The 23233-nt window shown below is 42.0% G+C and carries 23 protein-coding genes and 1 riboswitch; of the genes, 6 read left to right on the top strand and 17 right to left on the bottom strand.

The genetic code is table 11. The annotated features are described in order from the left end of the window. Nucleotides 1-86 precede the first annotated feature (86 nt). On the top strand, nt 87-1145 hold the full coding sequence (rsgA, locus tag PAUR_RS16860; RefSeq protein ID WP_192508897.1) for a small ribosomal subunit biogenesis GTPase RsgA: 1059 nt from the start codon (nt 87-89) through the stop codon (nt 1143-1145). A 51-nt stretch (nt 1146-1196) separates the two neighbouring features. Continuing rightward, nucleotides 1197-2060: an archaetidylserine decarboxylase gene (gene asd, locus PAUR_RS16865; protein WP_192508898.1), complete on the top strand. Its 864-nt coding sequence runs from the start codon at nt 1197-1199 to the stop codon at nt 2058-2060. A gap of 74 nt (nt 2061-2134) precedes the next feature. Here asd and PAUR_RS16870 read toward each other — a convergent pair whose 3' ends face one another. From PAUR_RS16870 to PAUR_RS16905, 8 genes are all read right to left on the bottom strand, one after another. Further along, complete coding sequence (locus PAUR_RS16870) at nt 2135-2929, bottom strand: HesA/MoeB/ThiF family protein (protein WP_192508899.1); 795 nt, start codon at nt 2927-2929, stop codon at nt 2135-2137. After that, a complete protein-coding gene (gene thiE, locus PAUR_RS16875) occupies nt 2922-4442 on the bottom strand; it encodes a thiamine phosphate synthase (RefSeq protein WP_192508900.1) in 1521 nt (506 codons plus the stop codon). Before thiE ends, PAUR_RS16870 begins: the two co-directional genes overlap by 8 nt. Before the next feature lie 57 nt (nt 4443-4499). After that, entirely contained in the window at nt 4500-5288 is a 789-nt protein-coding gene (locus PAUR_RS16880; protein WP_192508901.1) for a thiazole synthase, read from the bottom strand. A gap of 3 nt (nt 5289-5291) precedes the next feature. Continuing rightward, nucleotides 5292-5486, bottom strand: a complete 195-nt coding sequence (thiS, locus tag PAUR_RS16885) for a sulfur carrier protein ThiS (protein ID WP_192508902.1) — start codon at nt 5484-5486, stop codon at nt 5292-5294. Next, nucleotides 5483-6511 (bottom strand): FAD-dependent oxidoreductase, encoded by a 1029-nt coding sequence (locus PAUR_RS16890; RefSeq protein WP_192508903.1) that lies wholly within the window; start codon nt 6509-6511, stop codon nt 5483-5485. The genes thiS and PAUR_RS16890 overlap by 4 nt, the downstream gene beginning before the upstream one ends. Nucleotides 6512-6630: 119 nt before the next feature. Further along, nucleotides 6631-8583, bottom strand: a complete 1953-nt coding sequence (gene thiC / locus PAUR_RS16895) for a phosphomethylpyrimidine synthase ThiC (RefSeq protein ID WP_225738463.1) — start codon at nt 8581-8583, stop codon at nt 6631-6633. Nucleotides 8584-8718: 135 nt separating this feature from the next. Next, nucleotides 8719-8819: riboswitch (TPP riboswitch) on the bottom strand. Between the two features lie 29 nt (nt 8820-8848). Next, nucleotides 8849-9253 (bottom strand): META domain-containing protein, encoded by a 405-nt coding sequence (locus PAUR_RS16900; protein WP_192508904.1) that lies wholly within the window; start codon nt 9251-9253, stop codon nt 8849-8851. Between the two features lie 93 nt (nt 9254-9346). Further along, nucleotides 9347-9736 (bottom strand): acyl-CoA thioesterase, encoded by a 390-nt coding sequence (locus PAUR_RS16905; RefSeq protein WP_192508905.1) that lies wholly within the window; start codon nt 9734-9736, stop codon nt 9347-9349. A gap of 121 nt (nt 9737-9857) precedes the next feature. Between PAUR_RS16905 and PAUR_RS16910 the strand changes: the two genes are divergently transcribed. After that, complete coding sequence (locus tag PAUR_RS16910) at nt 9858-11939, top strand: TonB-dependent receptor (protein WP_404821702.1); 2082 nt, start codon at nt 9858-9860, stop codon at nt 11937-11939. Between the two features lie 70 nt (nt 11940-12009). Here the strand turns inward: PAUR_RS16910 and speD are convergent, their stop codons facing one another. From speD to PAUR_RS16950, 8 genes are all read right to left on the bottom strand, one after another. Then, on the bottom strand, nt 12010-12819 hold the full coding sequence (gene speD, locus PAUR_RS16915) for an adenosylmethionine decarboxylase (protein ID WP_192508907.1): 810 nt from the start codon (nt 12817-12819) through the stop codon (nt 12010-12012). Between the two features lie 84 nt (nt 12820-12903). Continuing rightward, nucleotides 12904-13317 (bottom strand): OsmC family protein, encoded by a 414-nt coding sequence (locus PAUR_RS16920; protein ID WP_192508908.1) that lies wholly within the window; start codon nt 13315-13317, stop codon nt 12904-12906. An 86-nt stretch (nt 13318-13403) separates the two neighbouring features. Further along, nucleotides 13404-13739 carry a DUF3802 family protein gene (locus PAUR_RS16925; RefSeq protein ID WP_192508979.1) on the bottom strand — a complete coding sequence of 112 codons (336 nt, stop codon included), beginning with the start codon at nt 13737-13739 and terminating at the stop codon, nt 13404-13406. A gap of 176 nt (nt 13740-13915) precedes the next feature. Next, a complete protein-coding gene (gene astD, locus PAUR_RS16930; protein ID WP_192508909.1) occupies nt 13916-15388 on the bottom strand; it encodes a succinylglutamate-semialdehyde dehydrogenase in 1473 nt (490 codons plus the stop codon). 16 nt (nt 15389-15404) lie between these two features. Continuing rightward, the gene (gene astA, locus PAUR_RS16935; protein WP_192508910.1) at nt 15405-16421 is read right to left on the bottom strand and encodes an arginine N-succinyltransferase; all 1017 of its coding nucleotides are present in this window, start codon (nt 16419-16421) and stop codon (nt 15405-15407) included. 72 nt (nt 16422-16493) lie between these two features. After that, nucleotides 16494-17705 (bottom strand): aspartate aminotransferase family protein, encoded by a 1212-nt coding sequence (locus PAUR_RS16940; protein ID WP_192508911.1) that lies wholly within the window; start codon nt 17703-17705, stop codon nt 16494-16496. A gap of 314 nt (nt 17706-18019) precedes the next feature. Continuing rightward, nucleotides 18020-19192: an HDOD domain-containing protein gene (locus PAUR_RS16945; protein WP_192508912.1), complete on the bottom strand. Its 1173-nt coding sequence runs from the start codon at nt 19190-19192 to the stop codon at nt 18020-18022. A gap of 40 nt (nt 19193-19232) precedes the next feature. Continuing rightward, entirely contained in the window at nt 19233-19814 is a 582-nt protein-coding gene (locus PAUR_RS16950; RefSeq protein WP_192508913.1) for an anthranilate synthase component II, read from the bottom strand. Between the two features lie 781 nt (nt 19815-20595). Between PAUR_RS16950 and PAUR_RS16955 the strand changes: the two genes are divergently transcribed. Continuing rightward, nucleotides 20596-21132 carry a YceI family protein gene (locus tag PAUR_RS16955; RefSeq protein ID WP_225738464.1) on the top strand — a complete coding sequence of 179 codons (537 nt, stop codon included), beginning with the start codon at nt 20596-20598 and terminating at the stop codon, nt 21130-21132. Then, on the top strand, nt 21119-21637 hold the full coding sequence (locus PAUR_RS16960; RefSeq protein ID WP_192508915.1) for a DUF1285 domain-containing protein: 519 nt from the start codon (nt 21119-21121) through the stop codon (nt 21635-21637). Before PAUR_RS16955 ends, PAUR_RS16960 begins: the two co-directional genes overlap by 14 nt. A 7-nt stretch (nt 21638-21644) precedes the next feature. On the opposite strand, the gene yihA is transcribed toward PAUR_RS16960, so the two are convergent. Then, nucleotides 21645-22283, bottom strand: coding sequence for a ribosome biogenesis GTP-binding protein YihA/YsxC (gene yihA / locus PAUR_RS16965; RefSeq protein ID WP_192508916.1), 639 nt, complete (start codon nt 22281-22283; stop codon nt 21645-21647). Between the two features lie 310 nt (nt 22284-22593). Here yihA and PAUR_RS16970 point away from each other — a divergent pair, with 310 nt between their 5' ends. Further along, complete coding sequence (locus PAUR_RS16970; protein ID WP_192508917.1) at nt 22594-23226, top strand: c-type cytochrome; 633 nt, start codon at nt 22594-22596, stop codon at nt 23224-23226. Nucleotides 23227-23233 lie beyond the last annotated feature (7 nt).

The following is a 23233-nucleotide window of genomic DNA, read 5'->3' on the forward strand; positions in this document are numbered from 1 at the left end:
ATTACATGCGGCTCACAAAACAAACAGTACATTAATAGGCAAATTTAAACAAATTTCCTTTTATTGAACGAAAGATCAAAGTGAACATGGCAAAACAAAAGAAACTCAGTAAAGGCCAATCCAGACGGATCAGTGCCAACCATCAAAAACGTTTGCACAAAGCTAAACAGCAAAAAGCAGACATAACAGAGACCGCATGGCAGGCCGACAACCTAGGCCCGACTGAAAATGCAGTGGTACTTAGCCGTTTTGGTCAACATGCCGATATTGAAACTATTAACGGGGAAGTATTGCGTTGTAATATTCGTCGTACAGTCTCGAACTTAGTGTGCGGCGACGAAGTGATATTCCGGCGCGCAAAAGTCAGTGAAGGTGATTTAGCTGGCGTGATTGAAGCAACAGAAGAACGCCGTAGCCAGCTCACTCGCCCCGACTTTTACGATGGGATCAAAGTTGTCGCAGCAAACATCGACCAAATACTCATGGTCTCTGCTGTCCTGCCTGAGTTTACACCACAAATTATCGATCGTTATTTGGTCGCCTGTGAAGATATGGGTATTGAACCAATTTTAGTGCTCAATAAAATTGACTTGCTAGATGACGAAGGGCTGCAACATATCGAAGAAGTACTCGATATTTATCGAGGTTTAGGATATAAAGTTTTGTTGGTAAGCAATAAGTCAAAGCAAGGTATTGATGAATTAAAACAGCAGCTTGTAGATAAAAACAGTATTTTTGTTGGCCAATCGGGTGTGGGTAAGTCGACTTTAGTGAACACGGTTTTACCCAATGCAGACATTCTGACGAAACAAGTCTCTGAAAATAGCGGGCTGGGCCAACACACCACGACCGTATCTCGACTTCACCACCTACCATCTGGCGGTAACCTCATTGATTCACCGGGTATTCGTGAATTTGGTTTATGGCACCTCGATGTTGAGCGTGTGACTTTTTGCTTTAAAGAGTTTAGAGAGTATATCGGCGGGTGCCGCTTTAGAGACTGTAAACATTTGAACGACCCAGGTTGCTTGTTAATTGAAGCGGTTGAGCAAGGAAAAATTAGCCAATTACGTTTTGATAGCTATCATCGCATACTTGAGTCCATGGCTGATGGCCGAGCAGGCGCGAGAGCACCGCGCGTCTAAGCGTAAACTAAAAGTATGTTAGACTAATTCAAATTTTTTAGGAATCGTAAAGTGAACTTGGATAAATTTAAAATTGCCATGCAATATGCCATGCCAAAGCATGCCATATCACGCCTTGTCGGTAAACTTGCAGCAGCACAAGCGGGCGCATTAACCACACAGTTAATTAAGCTTTTTATAAAACAATACAAAATTAATATGCGTGAAGCGTTATATGAAGATCCCGCTCATTATAAAACCTTCAATGAATTTTTTACTCGCCCATTAAAGCCGGGGATCCGTCCCCTTGCAGAAGATGAACATATCGTTGCTCATCCGGTTGATGGTGCCATTAGCCAATTAGGTGATGTCGTTGATGGACAAATTATTCAAGCCAAAGGACACGATTACAGCCTACAAACCTTGCTTGGTGGTAAAGAAGACGATGTCTCGCCTTTTTTAGGGGGTAAATTTGCTTGTATTTACCTTGCTCCAAAAGATTACCACCGCATTCACATGCCGGTTGATGGTGTACTTAAGCGCATGATTTATGTGCCAGGCGATCTGTTTTCAGTCAACCCACTCACCGCCCAAAATGTCCCAAATTTGTTTGCGCGCAATGAACGTGTTGTGGCCATTTTTGATACAGCCATGGGTCCACTGGCCATGGTGTTAGTTGGCGCAACAATAGTAGCCAGCATTGAAACCATTTGGGCGGGTACTGTCACACCACCAGCTGGTAAAGATGTATTTAGCTGGGATTACCCTGAAAGCGGCACCAATGCCGTTCATTTGAAAAAAGGCGAAGAAATGGGTCGCTTTAAATTAGGCTCAACGGTTATTTTAGCTTGGGGTGCAAATGAAGCTGACTTCTTAGAAGGTGAGTTACCTGAAACAACCACTCGTATGGGCACGCCATTTGCGCAAAAAGTGTAAATTCCGCGCGAAATTCGGCCTCAGCGAAAAGCCTGCATAACGCAGGCTTTTTTGTATTCTAGTATTATCGTTGATTATATATGCCTACAATGATGGCACTCAGGATCCGTATGCAGCTTAAACTCTCGTACAGAGAGGCTCATCCCATCCACTTGACGCATACTGCTACCTGAAACATGTCCCAACAACACATTCACGGCAGAAAGCGCTTGCATCGACCCTATCATACCCAGCAATGGCCCTAATACACCAAAATTATCACAATTAAGCGGTGCTTCCTCATCTCTTTGCGGAAATATACACGCGTAGCATGGCGATGGTTGCCTAAAATCAAAACACATGACTTGCCCATGCGTCCCAATTGCCGCCCCCGAGATTAATACGGCTTTTTGTGCTTGGCAAAAGTGATTCAACAAATAACGTGTTTGATAATTGTCACTACAATCAAGCACAATATCTGCTGAACTTAAATGTTGCATGATATTATGCCTATCAATGCGTACATGAACGGGCTGCAAATCAATTTGGTTATTCAAACTGGCCAACACTTTACTCGCGGCTGTTGCTTTTCTCTGCCCTAAGTGATTTATCTTGTATAAAATTTGCCGCTGTAAATTAGATAAATCCACTTCATCGTCATCAATAAAGGTTAATTTCCCAATCCCAGCTGCGGCCAAATACAATAGGGCTGGGCTACCTAACCCACCACAGCCGACAACACAGACATGTGCATTTTTTAATTTTAATTGCCCTTGCATCCCTACTTCACTGAGCAGTAAATGTCGGCTATAACGGATCTGCTCTTTCTCTGTTAATACCAGTGGTTCATCGCTCAAAGAAGAGGGAGCACCTTTGCTAGGTTCAACCATTGATCATAACTTGTAATTGCGAGATAGCCGTTTCATAGTCATCTGCTTCAGTAATGGCTCTTACCACAGCGACACTACCCACTCCAGTATCGGCAACTTGTGCAGCACGCGTTAAATCTATCCCCCCAATTGCAACCGTTGGATATGTAGCACGCATCAGTGGCACAAAGTGCTGTAACTTTTCTAAGCCTTGAATTTGGCCCGTCATATCTTTAGTCGTCGTCGGGTAAATAGCGCCAAACGCTAAATAGCTTGGCCTATAGTTATGCGCACGAACCATTTCATAAAAGCCGTGCGTTGATACACCTAAGCACAGCCCAGCGCCCTGAATGGCTGCTAAATTGGCTTTGCCTAAGTCCTCTTGACCTAAATGCACACCATATGCGCCGTGCTGAATAGCTAACTGCCAATGATCATTAATAAAGACACGCCCTTGATATTTTTTGCCTAAGGCAATCGCAGTTTCAATATCCTGTTCTAAGGTCGGCGACTGAGCGTCTTTAACGCGTAATTGCACTGTTGGTACACCCGCAGCCAGACACTTTTCAACCCAATCGAGCGTATCAACGACAGCATATAAGCCTAATTCTCCTCCGGTACTGGCAAACCCAGCTGAAAAGTTAAATTCAGAGGGTGTTTCCAACTCAAGTTCATCACCTAGCCAGCTTCCGGCTTCTATTACTTGCGGAAAGTACTGTAACTCTTCAGGAAAAGACGTATGAGCAACAGGCCCTATACCTTCACCATAGCGCCTACCAAAATGCAGCCCCTTGTTGATATAGGCTTTACCCAAAATAAACGCATCTTTAAGTGGGTAGCCTTTGGCTAAGCATGCTGCAAGAGAAGATGCAAGGCTACAACCAGTACCGTGAGTGTGTGGCGTCACAACTGCTTCATTACCTAGCCAATACTCTTCTTGTTCAGCTGACACAGCAAAATCGACACAGTACCCTTTAGGGAAGTCCCAATGCCCACCTTTAATAACAACCGATTTAACCCCAAAAGACTGTAACTTTTTTGCCGCTTCTTTTACCGCACTGGGGCCGATTAAGTACACGCCGGTAAGAAGCTGTGTTTCATGGGTATTCGGTGTGATCACATCAACCAAAGGCAATAAGTGGGTTTTCAGCGCATCAACCGTATCTTCTTCTGTTAATAAATCACCACTGGTGGCGATTGCTACCGGATCATAAACAACAATCGGCGGCTCTGACCATGTTTGCTTATAATGACTCAAATGCTCAGCAACCAATTGAATTTGTTGAACGTTTGCCAACATACCAATTTTAATCACTTTGGCTGGCATATCATGAATAAGTGCTTGTAGCTGGGATTCAATGACATCGGTTGACATGGCATTGAGCGCTTCAACCCCTAAACTATTTTGTGCCGTCAACGCCGTTATCACAGTACAAGCATGCACATTAAAACTTTGCATTGCCTTAATATCAGCTTGAATACCAGCGCCTCCGCCAGAATCAGATCCAGCTATACTCCATACAACATCAGCCACAAAGACTCCTTAAAATTATTCACATTCAGTATTTATAGTTACGAGTTTATACAATAACTACTGATGCCAAAATGGCATACCCATCGTGGGCGTAGAAGGCGCTGCCACTTCTTTTTCTGGCATCGCTTGTGCTAAATAAGCACTGCGTCCTGCACTAACGGCATGAGAAAAGGCCTTCGCCATCGATACCGGGCAACCAGCCCCAGCTATTGCTGAATTTAATAGCACAGCATCGTACCCCATTTCTAACGCTTGGCAAGCGTGAGAGGGCAGACCGAGTCCGGCATCCACAATCAAGGTCATATCTGGCAAGCGTTCGCGAATGGTTTTTAGGTTATAAGGATTTAACAACCCCTTGCCAGTCCCAATTGGCGCGCCCCACGGCATCAGCACCTCACAACCTAATGCTGCTAAACGTTGACACAGGACCAAATCATCGGTGCAATAAGGTAGTACTTTAAACCCATCGTTTAATAATATTTCAGTGGCCTCTAACAAAGCAATTGGATCAGGCTGTAGATTATATTCATCGCCAATCAATTCTAACTTTATCCAATCGGTTACAAACACTTCTCGACACATCTTCGCCAAGGTCACGACTTCTTTTACACTGTGGCACCCTGCGGTATTAGGCAACACAGTCAACCCTGTATCTTTGATCAACTGCCAAAAGTCCTCTCCAGCAGCAACCGAATTTTGTCGACGCAATGACACAGTCACTATTTCCGAACCAGCCGCGACAATTGACTCTTGCATAATTTTGGGTGATGGATACAGCGCAGAGCCTATCAGCAAACGATTAGAGAATGTTTCTCCATAAATAGTTAACGGGGTATTCTCACGCATAATCTACCCGCCTTGAATAGGGGACAGTAAATCAATGCTATCCCCTGCTTTAAGCACCATTTCAGCACAGTGGCTACGTGGCACAAATTCGCCATTAACCGCCACAGCAAAAGGTTCTTTCGCCCCTTTCCCCAAAATGAATTCACGTAAATTTGGCGTGTTCAACTGTGTCATTTCGCCATTAAAAACTACTTTCATAACAACCCTTTACTAAGTGCTTCAGACACCAAAGCCGGTGCAAGTAAATAACCATGGCGATACAACCCGTTAATACGTATCACATTACCACAGTGTTCAACACGCGGCCTATTATCACTAAACGCAGGCCTTAAACCAGCATTAATAGCTATCACTCGCGCTTCAGAAAAGCCACTGTGTACGGTATAGGCGGCTGACAACAACTCTAGCGTTGAACGTACAGTAATAGGGCCATTATCTTGCGATTCAATCTCGGTTGCCCCTATCACAAACTCATTATTTGGCTTAGGCGCAATATAAATTGGATAGCGGGGATGCATTAATCTCACCGGTCGATTGAGTTCAACCTCTGGTGCATGCACTCGTGCAACCTCCCCTCTAACACCGCGTAAATCTGCCGATTCATTTTGTGCACCAAGTCCTCGACAATCAATCACCCAATCAAACTGTTGCCCATCAATAAGCACGGGCTCACTTGGCGTTGTTAAAAGCTCAATCTGATGATTAAAATTAAATTGCACATCGCTTTTTTGCAAATAAGCAAAGCTCGACCGATAAAAAGCTAGGTTATCAAGTTGACCTTCACATGGTAAATACAATCCTTGATGAAACCGCCCTGCCAATTCAGGCTCAAGTTCATTAATATATGCGCTGTTTAATACTTGTGCTTCCTGACCTTTTAAGGGTTTTAAACGCTGGGAAAAGCTATTTAGATCGCCTTTATCTTGCGCATGAGCAACGATTAATGTGCCCATTTGCTGAAAAAATACCGGTTCAGGTAACTTCGCTAACAAACTTGGCCACATTGCCATTGATTTAAGACCTAGCTCTGCCAAATCAGTTTCACAAATGACTGACTCAGCCAATGGCGCCAACATCGCAGCAGCTAATGCACCAGCACTACTACTGGCATGTTCATCGCTGGCTTCGTAGACACTAACATGACACTTTTCATGTAACATTAGCGCAGCCACACGCCCTACCAGCCCAAACCCTAAAATCGCAACTTTTGGTTTGCCCATCATAACGCCCTATTCACACGTGACAGTGGTGTACCCAAGACAAGTTACATCACGTATTTCACACTATATAACTTGCCATTAGATAAAAGTGAGGAAAACGCCCTCAGATCAAGCGTGTTGCATTAGACAGCTTTGTGATAAATTTCAGAACCAGTGCTTTTAAATTCATCTGACTTTGCTTTCATTTCAGCTTCCACATCGACCATTTTTATTTCAATGGCATCACCTACATTATTCGGATCAATACCACGGGCTTCTAAGTCTTTTGCATAATCACGTACTTCTTGAGTGATTTTCATTGAGCAAAACTTAGGCCCACACATAGAACAGAAGTGTGCCACTTTTCCGGACTCTTGCGGCAAAGTTTCATCATGGTATTGGCGAGCTCGGTCAGGGTCTAACCCTAGGTTAAACTGATCGTGCCAGCGGAATTCAAAGCGCGCTTTTGACAGTGCATTATCACGTACCTGTGCGCCGGGGTGACCTTTGGCCAAATCAGCAGCATGTGCTGCAATTTTATAAGTGATCAAGCCTTCTTTTACGTCTTCTTTGTTCGGTAAGCCAAGGTGCTCTTTTGGCGTCACATAACACAACATCGCACAGCCATACCATGCGATTTGTGCAGCACCAATTCCTGAAGTAAAATGGTCATAGCCAGGGGCAATATCAGTCGTCAATGGACCTAAGGTATAAAAAGGGGCTTCATGGCAATGCTCTAACTGCTCCTTCATATTCTCTTCTATCATGTGCATTGGCACATGACCAGGCCCTTCAATGAACACCTGTACGTCATGTTTCCAAGCCAACTTAGTGAGCTCACCCAACGTACGTAGTTCAGAAAACTGTGCTTCATCATTAGCATCAGCAATAGAACCTGGACGCAAGCCATCACCTAAAGAGAAACACACATCGTACTGCTGCATAATTTCACAAATATCTTCAAAGTGCGTGTATAAGAAGTTTTCTTTATGGTGCGCTAAACACCACTTCGCCATGATTGAGCCACCACGCGATACAATTCCAGTCACACGCTTTGCCGTCATTGGCACATAACGTAACAATACACCCGCATGAATAGTGAAGTAATCTACGCCTTGCTCAGCTTGCTCTATTAAGGTATCGCGGAAAATTTCCCACGTCAGATCTTCAGCAACGCCATTCACTTTTTCCAACGCTTGGTAAATAGGTACAGTACCAATTGGTACTGGTGAGTTGCGTACCACCCATTCCCGAGTTTCATGAATGTAACGTCCAGTCGATAGATCCATAACGGTATCTGCCCCCCAGCGGGTAGACCAAACTAATTTCTCTACCTCTTCTTCAATTGATGAAGTCACCGAAGAATTACCTATGTTCGCATTAACTTTTACTAAAAAGTTACGGCCAACAATCATGGGTTCTGACTCAGGGTGATTGATGTTATTTGGCAAAATGGCACGGCCACGGGCAATTTCATCACGGACAAACTCTGGAGTAATAAATTCCGGAATAGAGGCACCAAAAGAGTTACCCTTATGCTGCTCAGCCAAAATCTCTTCTCGTAGTTTCGCACGGCCCATGTTTTCGCGTATTGCTACGTATTCCATTTCAGGTGTTACAATACCTTGGCGTGCATAATACATCTGCGTGACATTCTTACCCGGCTTTGCGCAACGGATTTTTGGTAAATGCTCAAAACGAAGGTGATCAAGTCCTTCATCAGCCATACGCTGTTGAGAAAACTGAGAAGTAACAGAGTCTAACCACTGTGTATCCTCACGCGCATCAATCCAAGTTTGCCTAAATTTAGGAAGACCTTCACGAACATTCAATTCAAAGTCAGGGTCGGTATACGGGCCCGATGTATCATAAACACGAATAGGTTCATTTTTCTCATAGATGGGATCTTCTTCTGTCCCTCCTACAAAGCTGTCTGATTGAATGATTTCACGCATACCAACACGTACACCAGCTGCGCTGCCATCAACATATACTTTATGAGAACTGGGGAAAGGTTGTCCGGTTAAGTTATAAATATACTCAGATGCTGCTGCTCGAGTTTCACGACGGGACGGTTTGCTACTATTATTTGACATGACTTGCCTCATTATTATTTAAGGTGTCTTGTCAGAACTCCAATAAAGGAGCGAGATGAGGTGGCCCTCAGAAGATCTAAATTATGTCACTTCAACAGTGTCATAATTTATGGCAGCCTACAAACTTTATGCTTGCAATACAGGCAGCTTGTTCCCTACGCAGGTGTTAGCCTGATCAGGTTCACGGATCCCGCACGAATGCGATCTCAGCCCAATGGGCACTCCGACAAGTAACGAATTAGAGACGAGTCTACTTAAGAACGGATTAACCTGCAACGATAGATTTAAATTTTAAGCGCGGCTGACCATTTAATATTAAATCTCCATTTTCTATTTTCGTCGGTACACCAATTTCAAGCATGTTCAGCAACATTTGTTCCGTTTCATTAATTGACCCTTCGCAAAACTTTCTAGTCATCCCTATATTACTTACAAACAATTGCTCACTTTCTATGCGACCAGCACCAAAAAATCGATTACACCCAGTAAAGCCGTTCACTTGCATTGCTTCTATAAACTGTAATGAAATAGCCGAGTCTGGGATCACTTCCTTACCTATATGAGTAAGTTGCCATTGTGTATATTTTAGTTGCTCATTGCTTACCTTCCCTGTTGACGAACAACCAACTAAAAAAGCGCCCAACGCGCATAAAAACATGCTGATTTTCATGGTAAACCAAATAAAACTGAATTAATGCTAGTATACACTGTTATTCATATTCAATTGTGAAAACCATACTTTTTATGGACAAAAAAACAAAAATCAACTGAAAACACATTCAATTTCCTTCTCTAGGTACGGCTTTCCTCGAGCATTGACTGATGTCCATGTAATCACCGCATCTAACATCACTTTGGCATCTGCCGTTCTCACTAGCCGCTGGATAAATTGCGATTTAAGTTTGCTTACTCTGACAGCCTCGACTTCGACAAAAAAAGCATCACCAGGTCTCAATGAACTTTTATAATCGACTTCAGATCGGATCACTACCAAGTTAATTTTCCGTTTTGCTAACTCGGCAAAGTCCAGCCCTTTAAACAATAAAAATTCATGCCTTGCATGCTCTAAATAGTTAAAATATACACTGTTGTTTACTATCCCTTGTAAGTCACATTCATAATCTCTTACTTTAAAATCTACTGAAAAAGGCACAAACACTTCCTGAAAACAAAAATTGGATGTTTTTATACCATATTTCTAGATGATAATGATTCTAAGTTGTCCTGCTTTTGCTAAAATGTTGCCAACTCAAATGGAACCATTCAAAAATATGATAAAGCTAAAACTCTCATGCCTTGCTGCTGCACTTTTACCCTTAATTTCACCTTCTGTTATCGCTGATGACAAGAACATTGAACAAATTGAAGTCATAGGAGACTTTCATAAAGAAAGTTTACTCACACTCAGTGCCAGTGCATCTGTATTTGACCAACAAGCGTATACAACCAGAGGCGCTTCATACTTAGATGAAATTTTAAACAGCGCTGCAAATGTTAATTTCACCGCAGGAGCATCTCGTGGCCGCTTTATCCAAATACGCGGCATCGGCTTACGCTCACAATTTGTTGACCCAATCCACCCAAGTGTAGGCATGCAAATTGATGGTATTAATTATTCAGGCTTAGGCGGTAGTGCCTTATTGTTTGATGTTGAACAAGTGGCGATTTACCGCGGACCACAAGGGACTCGATTTGGTGCTGATGCTATGGCTGGCATGATCGATATGCAGTCAACTGCCCCCACATCAAGTAATGCACTTAATTTAAAGCTTGGTATCAGTAATTATAGTGGTAAAGAAGCTGGTATCGCTGCTGGCACAGGCATTACCGAAGATACATCAGCCCGAGTGAGCTTTTTTAAAAAACGTTCTGATGGGTACGTAGATGGGCTCTATCTAAACAAACCAACCAATCAACAAGATGAACAAGTAGCACGATTAAAGCTACACACCGTGTGGAGCAATACACTAGAAACACACATTACTGCACATAACATAGATATTGATAATGGTTACGATGGTTTTACCTTAGACAACAGTCGCAATAGTGTTGCCGATGAACCAGGAAAAGATAACCAAAAAAGCAATGCCATCGCACTTAGTGCTAAATATAGCGGCAGCGAACTGTTTAATTTAGACATGACCACCACGCATTTAAACGCTGATACACTGTATAGCTATGACGAAGATTGGGTATGTAATGACTCGAAACAACCAGTATTATGCGCACCAGGCCTTCATCCATATAGCTATAAATCAAAAGACAGTTACGCTCGCGATCATCAACGCGGTACATTAGAATTCAGATTATCGGGTAAAGACAGTGATTGGGTAACTGGGTTGTTCGCACAGCGTCGTGACGTAGAGCTTACACGCGAGTACACCTATCATGACCCTGACTTCAATTCTAATAATAGTGTCAGCCAAATCGCGTTATACGGACAAAAAATAACACGCCTAGCAGAAAACCTTGATCTCATCACTGGTGTACGTGCTGAGCGATACAGCACGGACTACTTTGATAACAATCAGATCATAGATAAAACTGACGACACCATGTGGGGCACAAAACTCGCATTAGAGTATCAGGTTGTACCTCGCACAATGATTTACACCAGCCTATCTCGCAGTTACAAAATAGGCGGTATCAATGGCGAAGCTCTCGCTAAAGCAAATGACGAAGGCCTAAGTGTACCAACCGAAAATCATACGTTTGCACCTGAATACTTGTGGAATGCCGAGTTTGGCGTAAAAGGACAATCACAAGATCAACGTCACACGCTAAGTTTAAGTGCATTCTACATGCACCGAGAAGATATGCAGCTAAAAGTCTTCCAGGTACAAGATCAGCAGTTTGCGGGCTATATAGCTAACGCAAGTAAGGGCCGTAACTACGGCTTAGAATTAGAAGGCAACTTTCAATATACTGACCGATTGAGTTTTACCTATAGTGCCGGCTATCTTGATACAAAAATTGAAGACTTCATTACTCAAAGCGGCATAGACCAAGATGGTCGAGAGCAAGCACAAGCACCAAGGTATCAATATGCTATACGGGCCAACTACTTCCTAAGTGATAACTTAGAAGCACAAATTGGCATTGAAGGAAAAGATGATTATTACTATTCAAACAGCCATAACGCACAATCGGACAACCAAAACCTAATCAATGCAAGTATTAGTTACTATGGCGAAAACTGGACACTGACAGCATGGGGGCGTAATTTAGCAAACCGTGATGTGCCTGTGAGAGGGTTTAGGTTTGGTAATAATGCATTAAAAGATTATGACACTGAAACCTTTGTGCAGTATGGAGAACCACGAGTTGCCGGACTAACATTGAGCTATCAATTATAAATTAGACAGCTCATCTAACAAAAAAGCGCTCAATCATCGAGCGCTTTTTTGTATTACCCAGTAACCGTATTTACTCGACGTCAGGTAAATTACGCCCATAAAACACTTCTTGAATTTCACGATTCAAACGCGTGCGGATCTCTTCTTCCTCATCGCTACTCAAATCATCTGTCGTAATACCGAATAAGTACGTATTAAGGTCCGTTTCTTTTAGCATCATTTTCGTGTGAAATAAGTTCTCTTGATACACATTCACATCTAACATTTGATAGGCTTCTTTTGTATCTTCGCTCATGTAATTTTGAATCGAATGAATCGCATGATCAATGTAATGCTTTACCCCACTAATATCTCTCGTGAAGCCTCGTACACGGTAATCAATCGTAACCACATCAGACTCTAGCGAATGAATTAAGAAGTTAAGTGCTTTCAGTGGCGAAATTACACCACAGGTTGACACTTCAATATCCGCTCTAAAAGTACATATGCCGTCATTCGGGTGCGCTTCAGGATAAGTATGCACACAGATGTGGCTTTTATCTAAATGCGCCACCACAGATTCAGGCAATGGCCCTGGCGTTTCATTACTATCAAAAGTCTGCTGTTCAACAGGTTCTTCTGATACTAATATCGTCACACTTGCCCCTTGAGGATCGTAATCTTGACGCGCAATGTTCAATACATTAGCGCCAATAATATCCACTACGTCTTTTAAAATATCCGTTAGTCGATCAGCACTGTACTGCTCATCAATATATTCTAGATACTCTTTACGCTGTTGCTCTGTTTTAGCATAGCAAATATCGTAAATACTGAAGCTTAAACTCTTAGTTAAGTTGTTAAAGCCATGGAGTTTAATTTTATCAAAGGGCTTGTTCACGATAGACAACCTTTAAACTGTAAATCTGCGATGCAGAACGAAAAGTTCGCGGATTTTATACGAAAATTAGACTATGAAAAAGGGTTATTTTACACCACCAGCTACGACTTCATGACTATGCGTAATTTTTACTGATTTATCAAGCATTAACGCCACAGAACAATACTTTTCAGCTGACAATTGAACGGCTCTTGCTAAGTGCTTTTCTGACACATCAGTACCAGTCACAACAAAGTGTAGATTCATTTTGGTGAATACTCTAGGTGCTGACTTTGCGCGTTCGCTGGTAAGTTTTACTTCAACATTTTCAATTTGTTGTTTTGCTTTTTTTAAAATACTCACCACATCAACAGAAGAGCAGCAACCAGCAGACATCAGTACCATTTCCATCGGGCTTGGTGCTGTGCCATCTGCACCGGTATCAAATACTACTGCATGTCCTGACTCTGAACGACCAATAAACGTGTCGCCTTCTACCCATTTTACATTTGCTTGCATGCTACTACCTCTTTATAAACTATAACACCGCCTTAAGGCGGTGTTATAAAAATCATTGACTGCCTTTATCGCAGTGTCTACTTAGCTTAAACTGCTGAATCAAATAAGTTCTTAACCAAGCCAGCAAATTCTTCAATAAATGCGTTTTGCTCTACCGTGACATGTTGATCTGTCACACTTGAAAGCACTTCTTGTAAGTCATACACAATGCCATCGACCTCACGCACAATCAAGCTACGTTGTTCTGTTGTGAGCTCTGTATGTTGTTCGCAAATGCGAATGACATTTTCAGCTATCACATCTTCGATTAACTCCATCACTTTTGGCGCACCAGGCTTTATCTCACCTGGCTTTTCAAACAAGGTTAAATTTTGCGTTAAATACATGACTAACTCGTCATATCCTTGCTTATCTAACACCATACTTTGCCCACCTGATTGTATCAAAGATATCTCCTATTGATTTAAGCAGAAAGTAAACCCTATTGCTACTTTTGTAGCCTCGACAAATAGAAAAAAGCAGCCAGAGCTGCTTTTTATCATTCTAAAGACTTGGATAATACGGGAGTTTATCCCGAGAACCAAGCTTACCAGTACCTTTAATCGATATTTAGACCTGGACTTAATGCGCCTGGTAATGTCACTTTTTCAAGCTCCACTGAAGCGACTGGATACGCGCAGTAATCAGCGGCATAATAAGCACTTGCTCTATGATTACCCGATGCCCCAATCCCACCGAAAGGCGCAGCACTCGACGCGCCAGTAATTGGGCGGTTCCAATTCACAATACCAGCTCGTATACGGCGTAAGAAATAGTCATAATCGGCTTCGCTATCGCTCAATAGACCTGCTGATAAACCAAAGCTTGTATCGTTCGCTTTTTCAATTGCCGCATCGAAATCATCAAAACGGAACACTTTCAATAATGGACCAAAATGCTCATCATCAGGGAAATTAGCAACGTTTGAACACTCTAAAATACCCGGTGTTACAAAACCAGTTCCATCCGTATGCGTCAACTCAATCAAAGCCTCAGCACCCAAATCAAGGAGCTGTTGTTGTGCAGAAACCATACCCGCAGCAGCTTGTGAAGAGATCATTGATCCCATGAACGGCTGTTCGACATCATCAAAGTGACCCACTTTAATCGCTTTCGTTGCGCGAATAAGGTGTGCCAGAATTTCATCGCCTTGAGACCCCTTTGGTAAAAATAGCTTTCGCGCACAAGTACAGCGTTGGCCACTAGAGATAAATGCAGATTGAATAATGTCATGTACCACTGCTTTTGTATCAGTGGCACCTTTAACGATCAGTGGGTTATTCCCACCCATTTCCAACGCCAAAATCTTACCCGGCTGACCTGCGTACTGCTCATGTAAAATATGACCTGTACGTGAAGAGCCAGTAAAGAACAAACCATCAATCCCTTTATGAGACGCTAACGCTTTGCCGGTTTCAACTTCACCTTGTACTAGGTTAATCACACCTGCTGGCAAGCCTGCTTCTACCCAATACTTTAATGTTAGCTCTGCAACCTGTGGCGTTAATTCTGATGGTTTGAAGATAACCGTATTACCAGCCAATAGAGCTGGCACGATATGACCATTTGGTAAGTGACCTGGGAAGTTATAAGGACCAAATACAGCCACGACCCCATGTGCTTTATGACGAATCACCGCACGCCCTACCGGCATTGCATTTTCAACTGTCCCCGTTCTTTCTTGATACGCTTTTTCAGAAATTGCAATTTTCCCCACCATAGCACCCGCTTCAGTACGCGTCTCCCAAAGTGGTTTACCGGTTTCTTTTGCAATCGCAATGGCAAGCTCTTCACTATTGGCCTTTAGCACTTCAGCAAAACGTTTAACGATTGCTAAACGCTCAGAGAACTCCAAATCACTCCAGCTAAAGAATGCCTGACGAGCAGCGTTAACGGCTGAGTCTACTTGTTCAGCAGATGCCGCATTTGCACGCCAAATCACGTCATTATTCGCTGGATTAACTGAATTAAATTCAGTACCTTGGCCTATAGCCCATTCGCCATTTATCAATTGAGCAGGATGTGTTGTCATAATTAGTCCCTACAAATTAGAGTGTTGAGATGCTGACCGAGTCACCATCCACGATATTTAGTGCCGTCGCAATTTCACTGCCAATGATAACTTCATTGCTGTTGCTATCAAAATGAAGATCAGCAACTGTCGCGCGATACCCAACAAGTTTATCATTTGCAATCATCACAGGGAAACCACCGCTGTTATCACCAATTTTCACTGTTTTACTCTGTGCCCCGCGAACTGTACGAATATTGTCTACCTTCGCTTCTACAGTGGGTCCCGCGTCGAAAATATCGACATAGCCATTAAAAGTAAAACCTTCACTTTTCAACAACTCTATGGCAGGACGTGTATTATCGTGTACTTTTCCAATCACGTCTTGCGCTGCTTCTGTGAGCAAATTAACATAAATCGGGTACTTCGGCATTAACTCAGCAATAAAGACCTTTTGGCCAATACCTGTTAGGTAATCTGCCGTAGGAAAATCCATTGAAAAGAAATGCTCTTCTAGCCACTGCCAAAATGGACTCTGACCTGTGTCGTCTGATACACCACGCATTTCTGCAATAACGGTATCTGCAAAACGTTGCTGGTGTTGTTTAATAAACATAAAGCGTGATTTCGACAGTAATTTACCATTCAAGCCTTTGCGATAACCATCTTTGAGAAACAAAGTACACAGTTCAGTTGCACCTGTGTAGTCATTACATAGCGTAAGAATATCCACTGCTTTATAAACATCGAGTGTACGCGAAGAGTGTATCACTTTGCTCAAGTGATAATGATAAAATGCATCATCAAGACCAACCGCAGCTTCAATTGCGCTAGTCCCTACAACTTCACCCGTTTCACTGTCTTCAAGTACAAACAAATACCCTTCGTCAAACGGAACATCTGTTTCTTTTTTGAAAGACGCTTCTGAGCGTGCAATCTTGTTTTGTAAAAGCTCTTCGTTAATCGGTAACGAAGTAAAACCATGCCCAGATTCATGAGCAATGTTTAAAAGCGCTGGATAGTCGCTTTTTTGGATTGGGCGAAGGATCATCATGAGCCCGCTTACTCCTCAAATAAAAACACGTGATGGTAGATTAGGGCCAAGAAAGCTCGGCCCTAATAAGAATTAAGCGTTGTTAGCCACAACATTGGCTACCGCTTTTTCAAAGCGCGCCATACCTTCGCGAATATCCGCTTCAGGAATAACAAGTGATGGTGTGAAACGTACCACATCAGCACCGGCAACTAACGACATTACACCTTCTTGCGTTGCAGCGACTAAAAACTCTTTAGCACGACCTTTGTATTGCTCAGCAACAACACCACCTAACAATAGACCTTTACCACGGATTTCACTGAATACGCTATATTTATCATTAATTGCAGTTAGTAACTCACGGAACAACGCTTCTTTCGCCTTAACTCCGGTAAGTACCTCGTCAGTATTTACCGTGTCAAACGCGGCTTCTGCAACAGCACATGCTAGTGGGTTACCACCGTATGTTGAACCATGCGTACCAATCTTAAGGTGTTTTGCGATATCTGTTGTCGTGATCATTGCACCAATTGGAAAGCCACCGCCTAGCGCTTTAGCCGTTGTTAAAATATCAGGCGTAATATTTAACCCTTGATATGCGTACAAATCACCTGTACGGCCAACACCTGTTTGAACTTCATCGAAAATCAATAACGCATTGTGCTTAGTACATAACTCGCGTACGCCTTTCACAAAGTCAGCTTCAGGAGAAACAATACCACCTTCCCCCTGCAATGGCTCCATCATAACTGCACAAGTATTATCTGAAATAAGTGCTTCAAACGCAGCTAAATCATTGTAGTCACAATGGGCAATATCGCCTGGCTTCGGACCAAAACCATCTGAATATGCCGCTTGACCACCCACCGTAACAGTGAAGAATGTACGGCCATGGAAGCCTTTATTAAATGAGATAATTTGTGATTTTTGCTCGCCGTAGTTATCTAGCGCGAAACGGCGTGCTAACTTTAATGCCGCTTCATTTGCTTCTGCACCAGAGTTGGCAAAATATACTTTGTCTGCAAATGTGGCATCAACTAACTTTTTCGCTAAACGTAGTGACGGTTCATTTGTCATTACATTCGATAAGTGCCAAATCTTGTCGCCTTGTTCTTTAAGCGCACTAACCAAAGCGGGATGACAATGGCCTAAACAATTCACCGCAATACCGCCTGCGAAATCAATAAACTCTCGTCCATCTTGATCCCACACTCGAGAGCCTTCACCCTTCACTGGAATAATGGCTGAAGGTGCGTAGTTCGGTACCATTACTTGATCGAATAGTTCGCGATTAATAGTCATTTATTTTCCTCATTTGGTTGAGTACAGCACGTTATGATGTGGAATAAAAAGCAAGAACCTTTATAGACTCAGTGCACAAAAATTACCACATGGTGCAAAATTCATTCGGTTATTATTCCAGAAAAATAAGCAAAAGTCTCATATAAGACTTACTCACAGCCCTTACTAATCAAGGGATCGGGGTAAATTTTCATAGTGAGTGAATAACTATCTACAAGAAAGTAAGGAGATCCTATAAGCTATCAAGTCGCCATTCAAAATGAGTAAAAGCTCAACTTGAATGAATAGTCGTAAAAAAATTTATCTAATTTCTACTAAATTGTCAGCTGAAGGCTTTGGAACGCGCATTTTGCCAGTTTTTTTTGTTCGTCTTGCGACAATCCTAAATGCATAAACCACACCTGTGCTTCGTCTGGCTCGATCAGTTGACTGTCCTTTAATGATAAGTATTGCGAGTAACCATGTGCTTTCCTGACCACTTCAGTTAATGGCAAAGGGTCTGTGACATGTTGAGTCTCCGTCGGTAAATAGCCCGCGCTAAACTCTTCCATTACGGCATTAAAAGGCAAATACCGAAACGCCATTTTCTCTACTAAAGTACGAGACAAAGTTGCAGAACGCTCTAACAATAAATGTCTTAGAAAAAGTGGATCTGGCCCTAATTCTAACAATGCCGTGTGAAGATCTTTATGGCTCTTATCTCGAGCTATTTGAACTTTGTCTTGCCATACCTTTTCAAATGTATGTAAATACAAACGGGTCAACGCTATTTTTCCCACATCAACTAACATTCCAAGCGTAAAAGCATGCTGCTCTTTAACACCATATAATGGTGCCAACTCTTTAGCAGCAATCGCTGTCGACATACTCATATCCCTTAGTTTACGCTTTAGTAAGGAAAAAGGCTCTGTGGAATGTGGCATCCAATGCCGCATAGCAAATGTGGGGATCACCATTTGCAAATTTTCGAGCCCTAAATACCGTAAAGCCAAGGCGGGGGTATCCACCTTTATAGATGTCCCTTTTGTATTTTGTTTTCGATATTGCGGTAAGTTCACTAAAGAGACAAGATCACGACCCAACCAAGGTAAATCATTCACTAAGGGCTCTAAGCGACCAATTGATGCAGACTTAACCGCCAACAAGTCCAATATAGTGGGCACTGAGTCTTGAATACCTATTACTTCGTGATAAATGTTATCCAGATCTTCTAATTGAGTTTCTATTGAGGACTCTATTATTTGATGTAAGTGAATACTCGCTTTCGCAATATATTTATGGTGGCTGGTACTTGTTTGCTGTCGTTTGGCGGCTGCGGCTATTTCAACTTCCAGCATCGTACGTTGCGCAATTTTCTCACCATAGTTTATTTCAAGCGTATGAATGTACCCAATTTGTTGCTGAGCAAAATTGTGACTTATGAGTAAATCGTGAGCTCGTTCCGCCAAAGCTTGAGCTATCCTAATCTGCTTGGTGTTTTCAGTCATATCTAAATATTTTCGCCCTTTAGCATGATACAGTTATAGGTTAGAAGCGTCGGAGAAAGTTATCAAGTAATGCTAGACCTTGCTCGGTTAAAACCGCTTCAGGGTGAAATTGCACGCCTTCTAAAGCTAACTCATTGTGGCATAGCCCCATAATTTCATCTATTTGCTGGTGCTCATCGACAGTCCAAGCGGTAATATTCAATGCATCGGGAATTGAATGCTTGTCAACAACTAAAGAGTGGTACCTACATACGCTAAAACGCTCTGGCAGTCCTAAAAATGCCCCGCCATTATTGTGTCGAATAACGCTTGTTTTACCGTGCATAACCTGCCGCGCTCGAATTACTTTCGCCCCCAGTGCTTGTGCAATACTTTGATGGCCTAAGCATATCCCTAAAATAGGATAAATTCCTTGTAGCTGTTCAACTATTGATAATGAAATACCGGCTTCGTTAGGCGAACAGGGTCCAGGAGAAAGTACAATATGCTCTGGGTTTAATGCTCGGATCTGTGCGAGTGTTAGCTCATCATTTCTTTTAACTAGTACGTCTTGATTTAATCGCTGAAAATACTGTACTAAGTTGTAAGTAAATGAATCATAATTATCAATCATCAACAGCATTCAATCATCACTCTTTCATTTAAAATAATTTTTAACATACTCACTGATAGCAAAACGAAAAAGAAAACATGACTCATGATTAGTCCCTATCAAAGGTTTTCAATACCTTGTAAATAACAGACTACCTTTTTGTTAGTATCGTAATTCGAACTAACACCAGTTCACTGTATATTTATAAAACGTAACCATTGGAAAGTACTACTATTCACCCATCTGATATTCACCCATCTGAAATAACAGGCGTTTAAAGAGCCAGTATTTTAAAGCATTATTCTTGTGGATGTAACAACTTTTTATAAGCCTCTACCGATCTTCCATGCACATTCAAACACTGAGTACCTTTAATTTACAAGTTAAGGTGATACGTAAAAAGGCTTATAGCCCGTGCTCTGCAGCCCAGTACCAAGTAAAGAAACAGTTAAAATATACAATGAAATGTATATAAAATATCAATTTGGCCCAATTTTTGCTAAAACCATTTATTTCTAACAATCTATTTGATAAAGTGCGCGCGTCCTCATCCTGTAGGACATCCTGTTGATGATGTATCTCTCGTAAGAGGATACACCGTATTGATAGCTTCTCCCCAGATTGCTATAACGGCTCACTGCTTTAGTGGGCCGTGTTTTTCTTCCGAGCCTTTTTAATTACAACAAGCATAATGAGTACTTATTTTGTGGCGTTTCATACTCTCCCCACCTTCACATGATATTATGAGCCTTTACTGCTTAAAAAATAAGGCTCCATCGTGCTAAAACCTCTTATATTCGCTATAGCTTTCATGTCTACCAACGTATTCGCGGCATGGCAATTAGATAATCAAAATAGTGATTTAAGCTTTACATCTATCAAGAAAACACACATTGCTGAAAATCACCATTTTAAAAAACTACATGGACAAATTGATGCGCAAGGACAATTACAGCTTGAGATTGACTTGAGCAGTGTGGAGTCTATGATCCCCATTCGTAATCAACGTATGCAATCAATGTTGTTTAACGTTACCAATTTTCCAAGCGGAAAAATCTCAGCAAACGTATCAGAGCAACTTTCAAGCTTAAAAAACGGTACTCAAATAATAAAAGGTGTAAATGCTTCTCTAGAGCTGCATGGCCATAAGCAAAACATAAGAATGGATTTAGTCGTTAACAAGCACAATACCCAGCTACATATTGCCCCATTACGCGCCATTTTAATCAACTCAACCTCCTATGGTTTAACGTCTGGTATTGAAGCTTTAAGAAAAATAGCGGGTCTTGATACTATTGCGACCACGGTACCAGTTACATTCAGCCTTACATTCAATGAAAAGCCTTAATGAACTGATTGCGGTGTTAGTAACACCGCATGCCCCAACCCAACTATGGCGAACAGCCCCTTGTGGGTTAATTGATATGTCAATCGATAACCAAGGGCGCTGGTTCCATCAAGGCAGTGAAATTACTCGCCTAGAAATGATGAAGCTCTTTGCATCGGTATTAAATTACAGTCAAGGTATATATACACTCATTACCCCATCAGAAAAGTGTCAAATACAGGTCGCTGACGTACCTTTTTTAATCAAAACTTGGACCACTTATCAGCTAGGAACGCAATCGGTTATAGTATGTGAGGATAATCTCGGAAGACAATGGCCCATTTGTGAGCAGTTTCCATTAATCACAAAGTTATACTGTGGGCAAGTAGTCCCTTATCTCTGTCTGCCTAACGGACTGACCGCTCGCATACAGCGCTCTGTTTATTATCAATGGGCTGATATAGCTGAGCAAGATAGCAAAGGGGCTTATCTCAACTCAGCCAATAATCGCTATTATTTATGCTAATAACGATCTACTCTTGCGGCTCGGCTGTTTCTTCTTTTACAAACGGCCCCAAATACCAATCATCTAGTTTCCACCCTAACTCATTCAAACCTATCCCCTTCAAAGAAGAAAACGCATGAACAGTAATATCTGCATTCAATTCAGATAAAGTCCTACGTACTTGGAGCACTTCAGCTTTGCGTTTACCTTGTTTCAATTTATCTGCTTTAGTCAGCAAGGCCAAAATTGGAATTTTACTATCAACTGCCCAATTGATCAGATCCATGTCTAAATCTTTCAATGGGTGACGAATGTCCATTAGCACCACCAAGCCTTTCAAGCTCTTACGCTTTTGTAAATACTCACCTAATGAACGTTGCCATTTTTTCTTCATTTCAATAGGCACTTTAGCAAACCCATATCCTGGTAAATCTATGAGGCGCTTTTGTGCATCAAGTTCAAAAGTATTTATTAACTGCGTACGACCGGGCGTTTTACTTGTTCGCGCAAGTTTCTGGTCAGTTAATGCATTTAATGCACTGGATTTACCTGCATTCGAGCGGCCTGCAAACGCCACTTCGATCCCTTCGTCGGTGGGTAATTTAGAAATATCAGGGGCGCTGGTAATAAAACTAGCAGTGTTATACTTAATACGGGATTTGAGCACAAGCTCTCCTACAAAAAACTAATAGCAATGACCGCTATAGTTTATATCAGATACTCGCCGTGCAAAAGCAAACAATGACGATCAAATCTAGATAAAAAGGTGAATTTTGCACATTACAAACTTAATCTAAGTCAAAACCTCATAATTTATAGGTCTAATATGAGCAGAAAACGTGCCAGAGAATTCAATATCGTGTAGAATGTAAAAATTGCAATGTAAAGATAGAGTTTGTTCACTCAAGCAGCACGAAAAGTACCTTTTTCGCGTCGCCTGGGTTTTAGATTACAGGGTCGGAAACAGAGAATTTACCATGAAAAAAATAGCATTAACTTTAACAGTGTTGCTTGGTACGTTGTCAGCAAGCAACGCAACAGCATTTGATGGCGACGCCGAAGCGGGTAAAGCAAAGTCTGCAACGTGTGCAGCGTGTCACGGCCCAGATGGCAATGCGCCTGTTAATATTTATCCAAAAATTGCCGGACAGCATGCCGATTATATCTACAAGCAATTGAAGGAATTTAAGCTTGGTATGACATCAGGTGGTAGTGAAGGTCGTATGGATCCGGTCATGAGTGGTATGGCTATGCCATTATCAGATCAGGATATGAAAGACTTAGCAGCTTACTTCTCAACTTTAAATATGAATGCAGGAACTACGCCTGAAGATGTTGTAAACGTTGGGCAAAAATTATACCGCGCTGGTGACGCTGAACGAGGCATTCCGTCATGTGCCGCGTGTCATGGTCCTCGAGGTAATGGAACATCATTAGCAAAGTTCCCTAAAATATCATTCCAACATCCAGAATATATCAAAGCTCAACTTGAGAAATTCCGTGATGGTAGTCGTAACAATGACATGAATGGCATGATGGGTGATATTGCGAAAAAGCTAACTGACACAGACATTGAAGTATTATCCAAATATTTAAGTGGTTTACATTAATAGGTAA

Source organism: Pseudoalteromonas aurantia 208, assembly GCF_014858725.1.
In the GTDB taxonomy this organism is placed as follows: Bacteria; Pseudomonadota; Gammaproteobacteria; order Enterobacterales; family Alteromonadaceae; genus Pseudoalteromonas; species Pseudoalteromonas aurantia.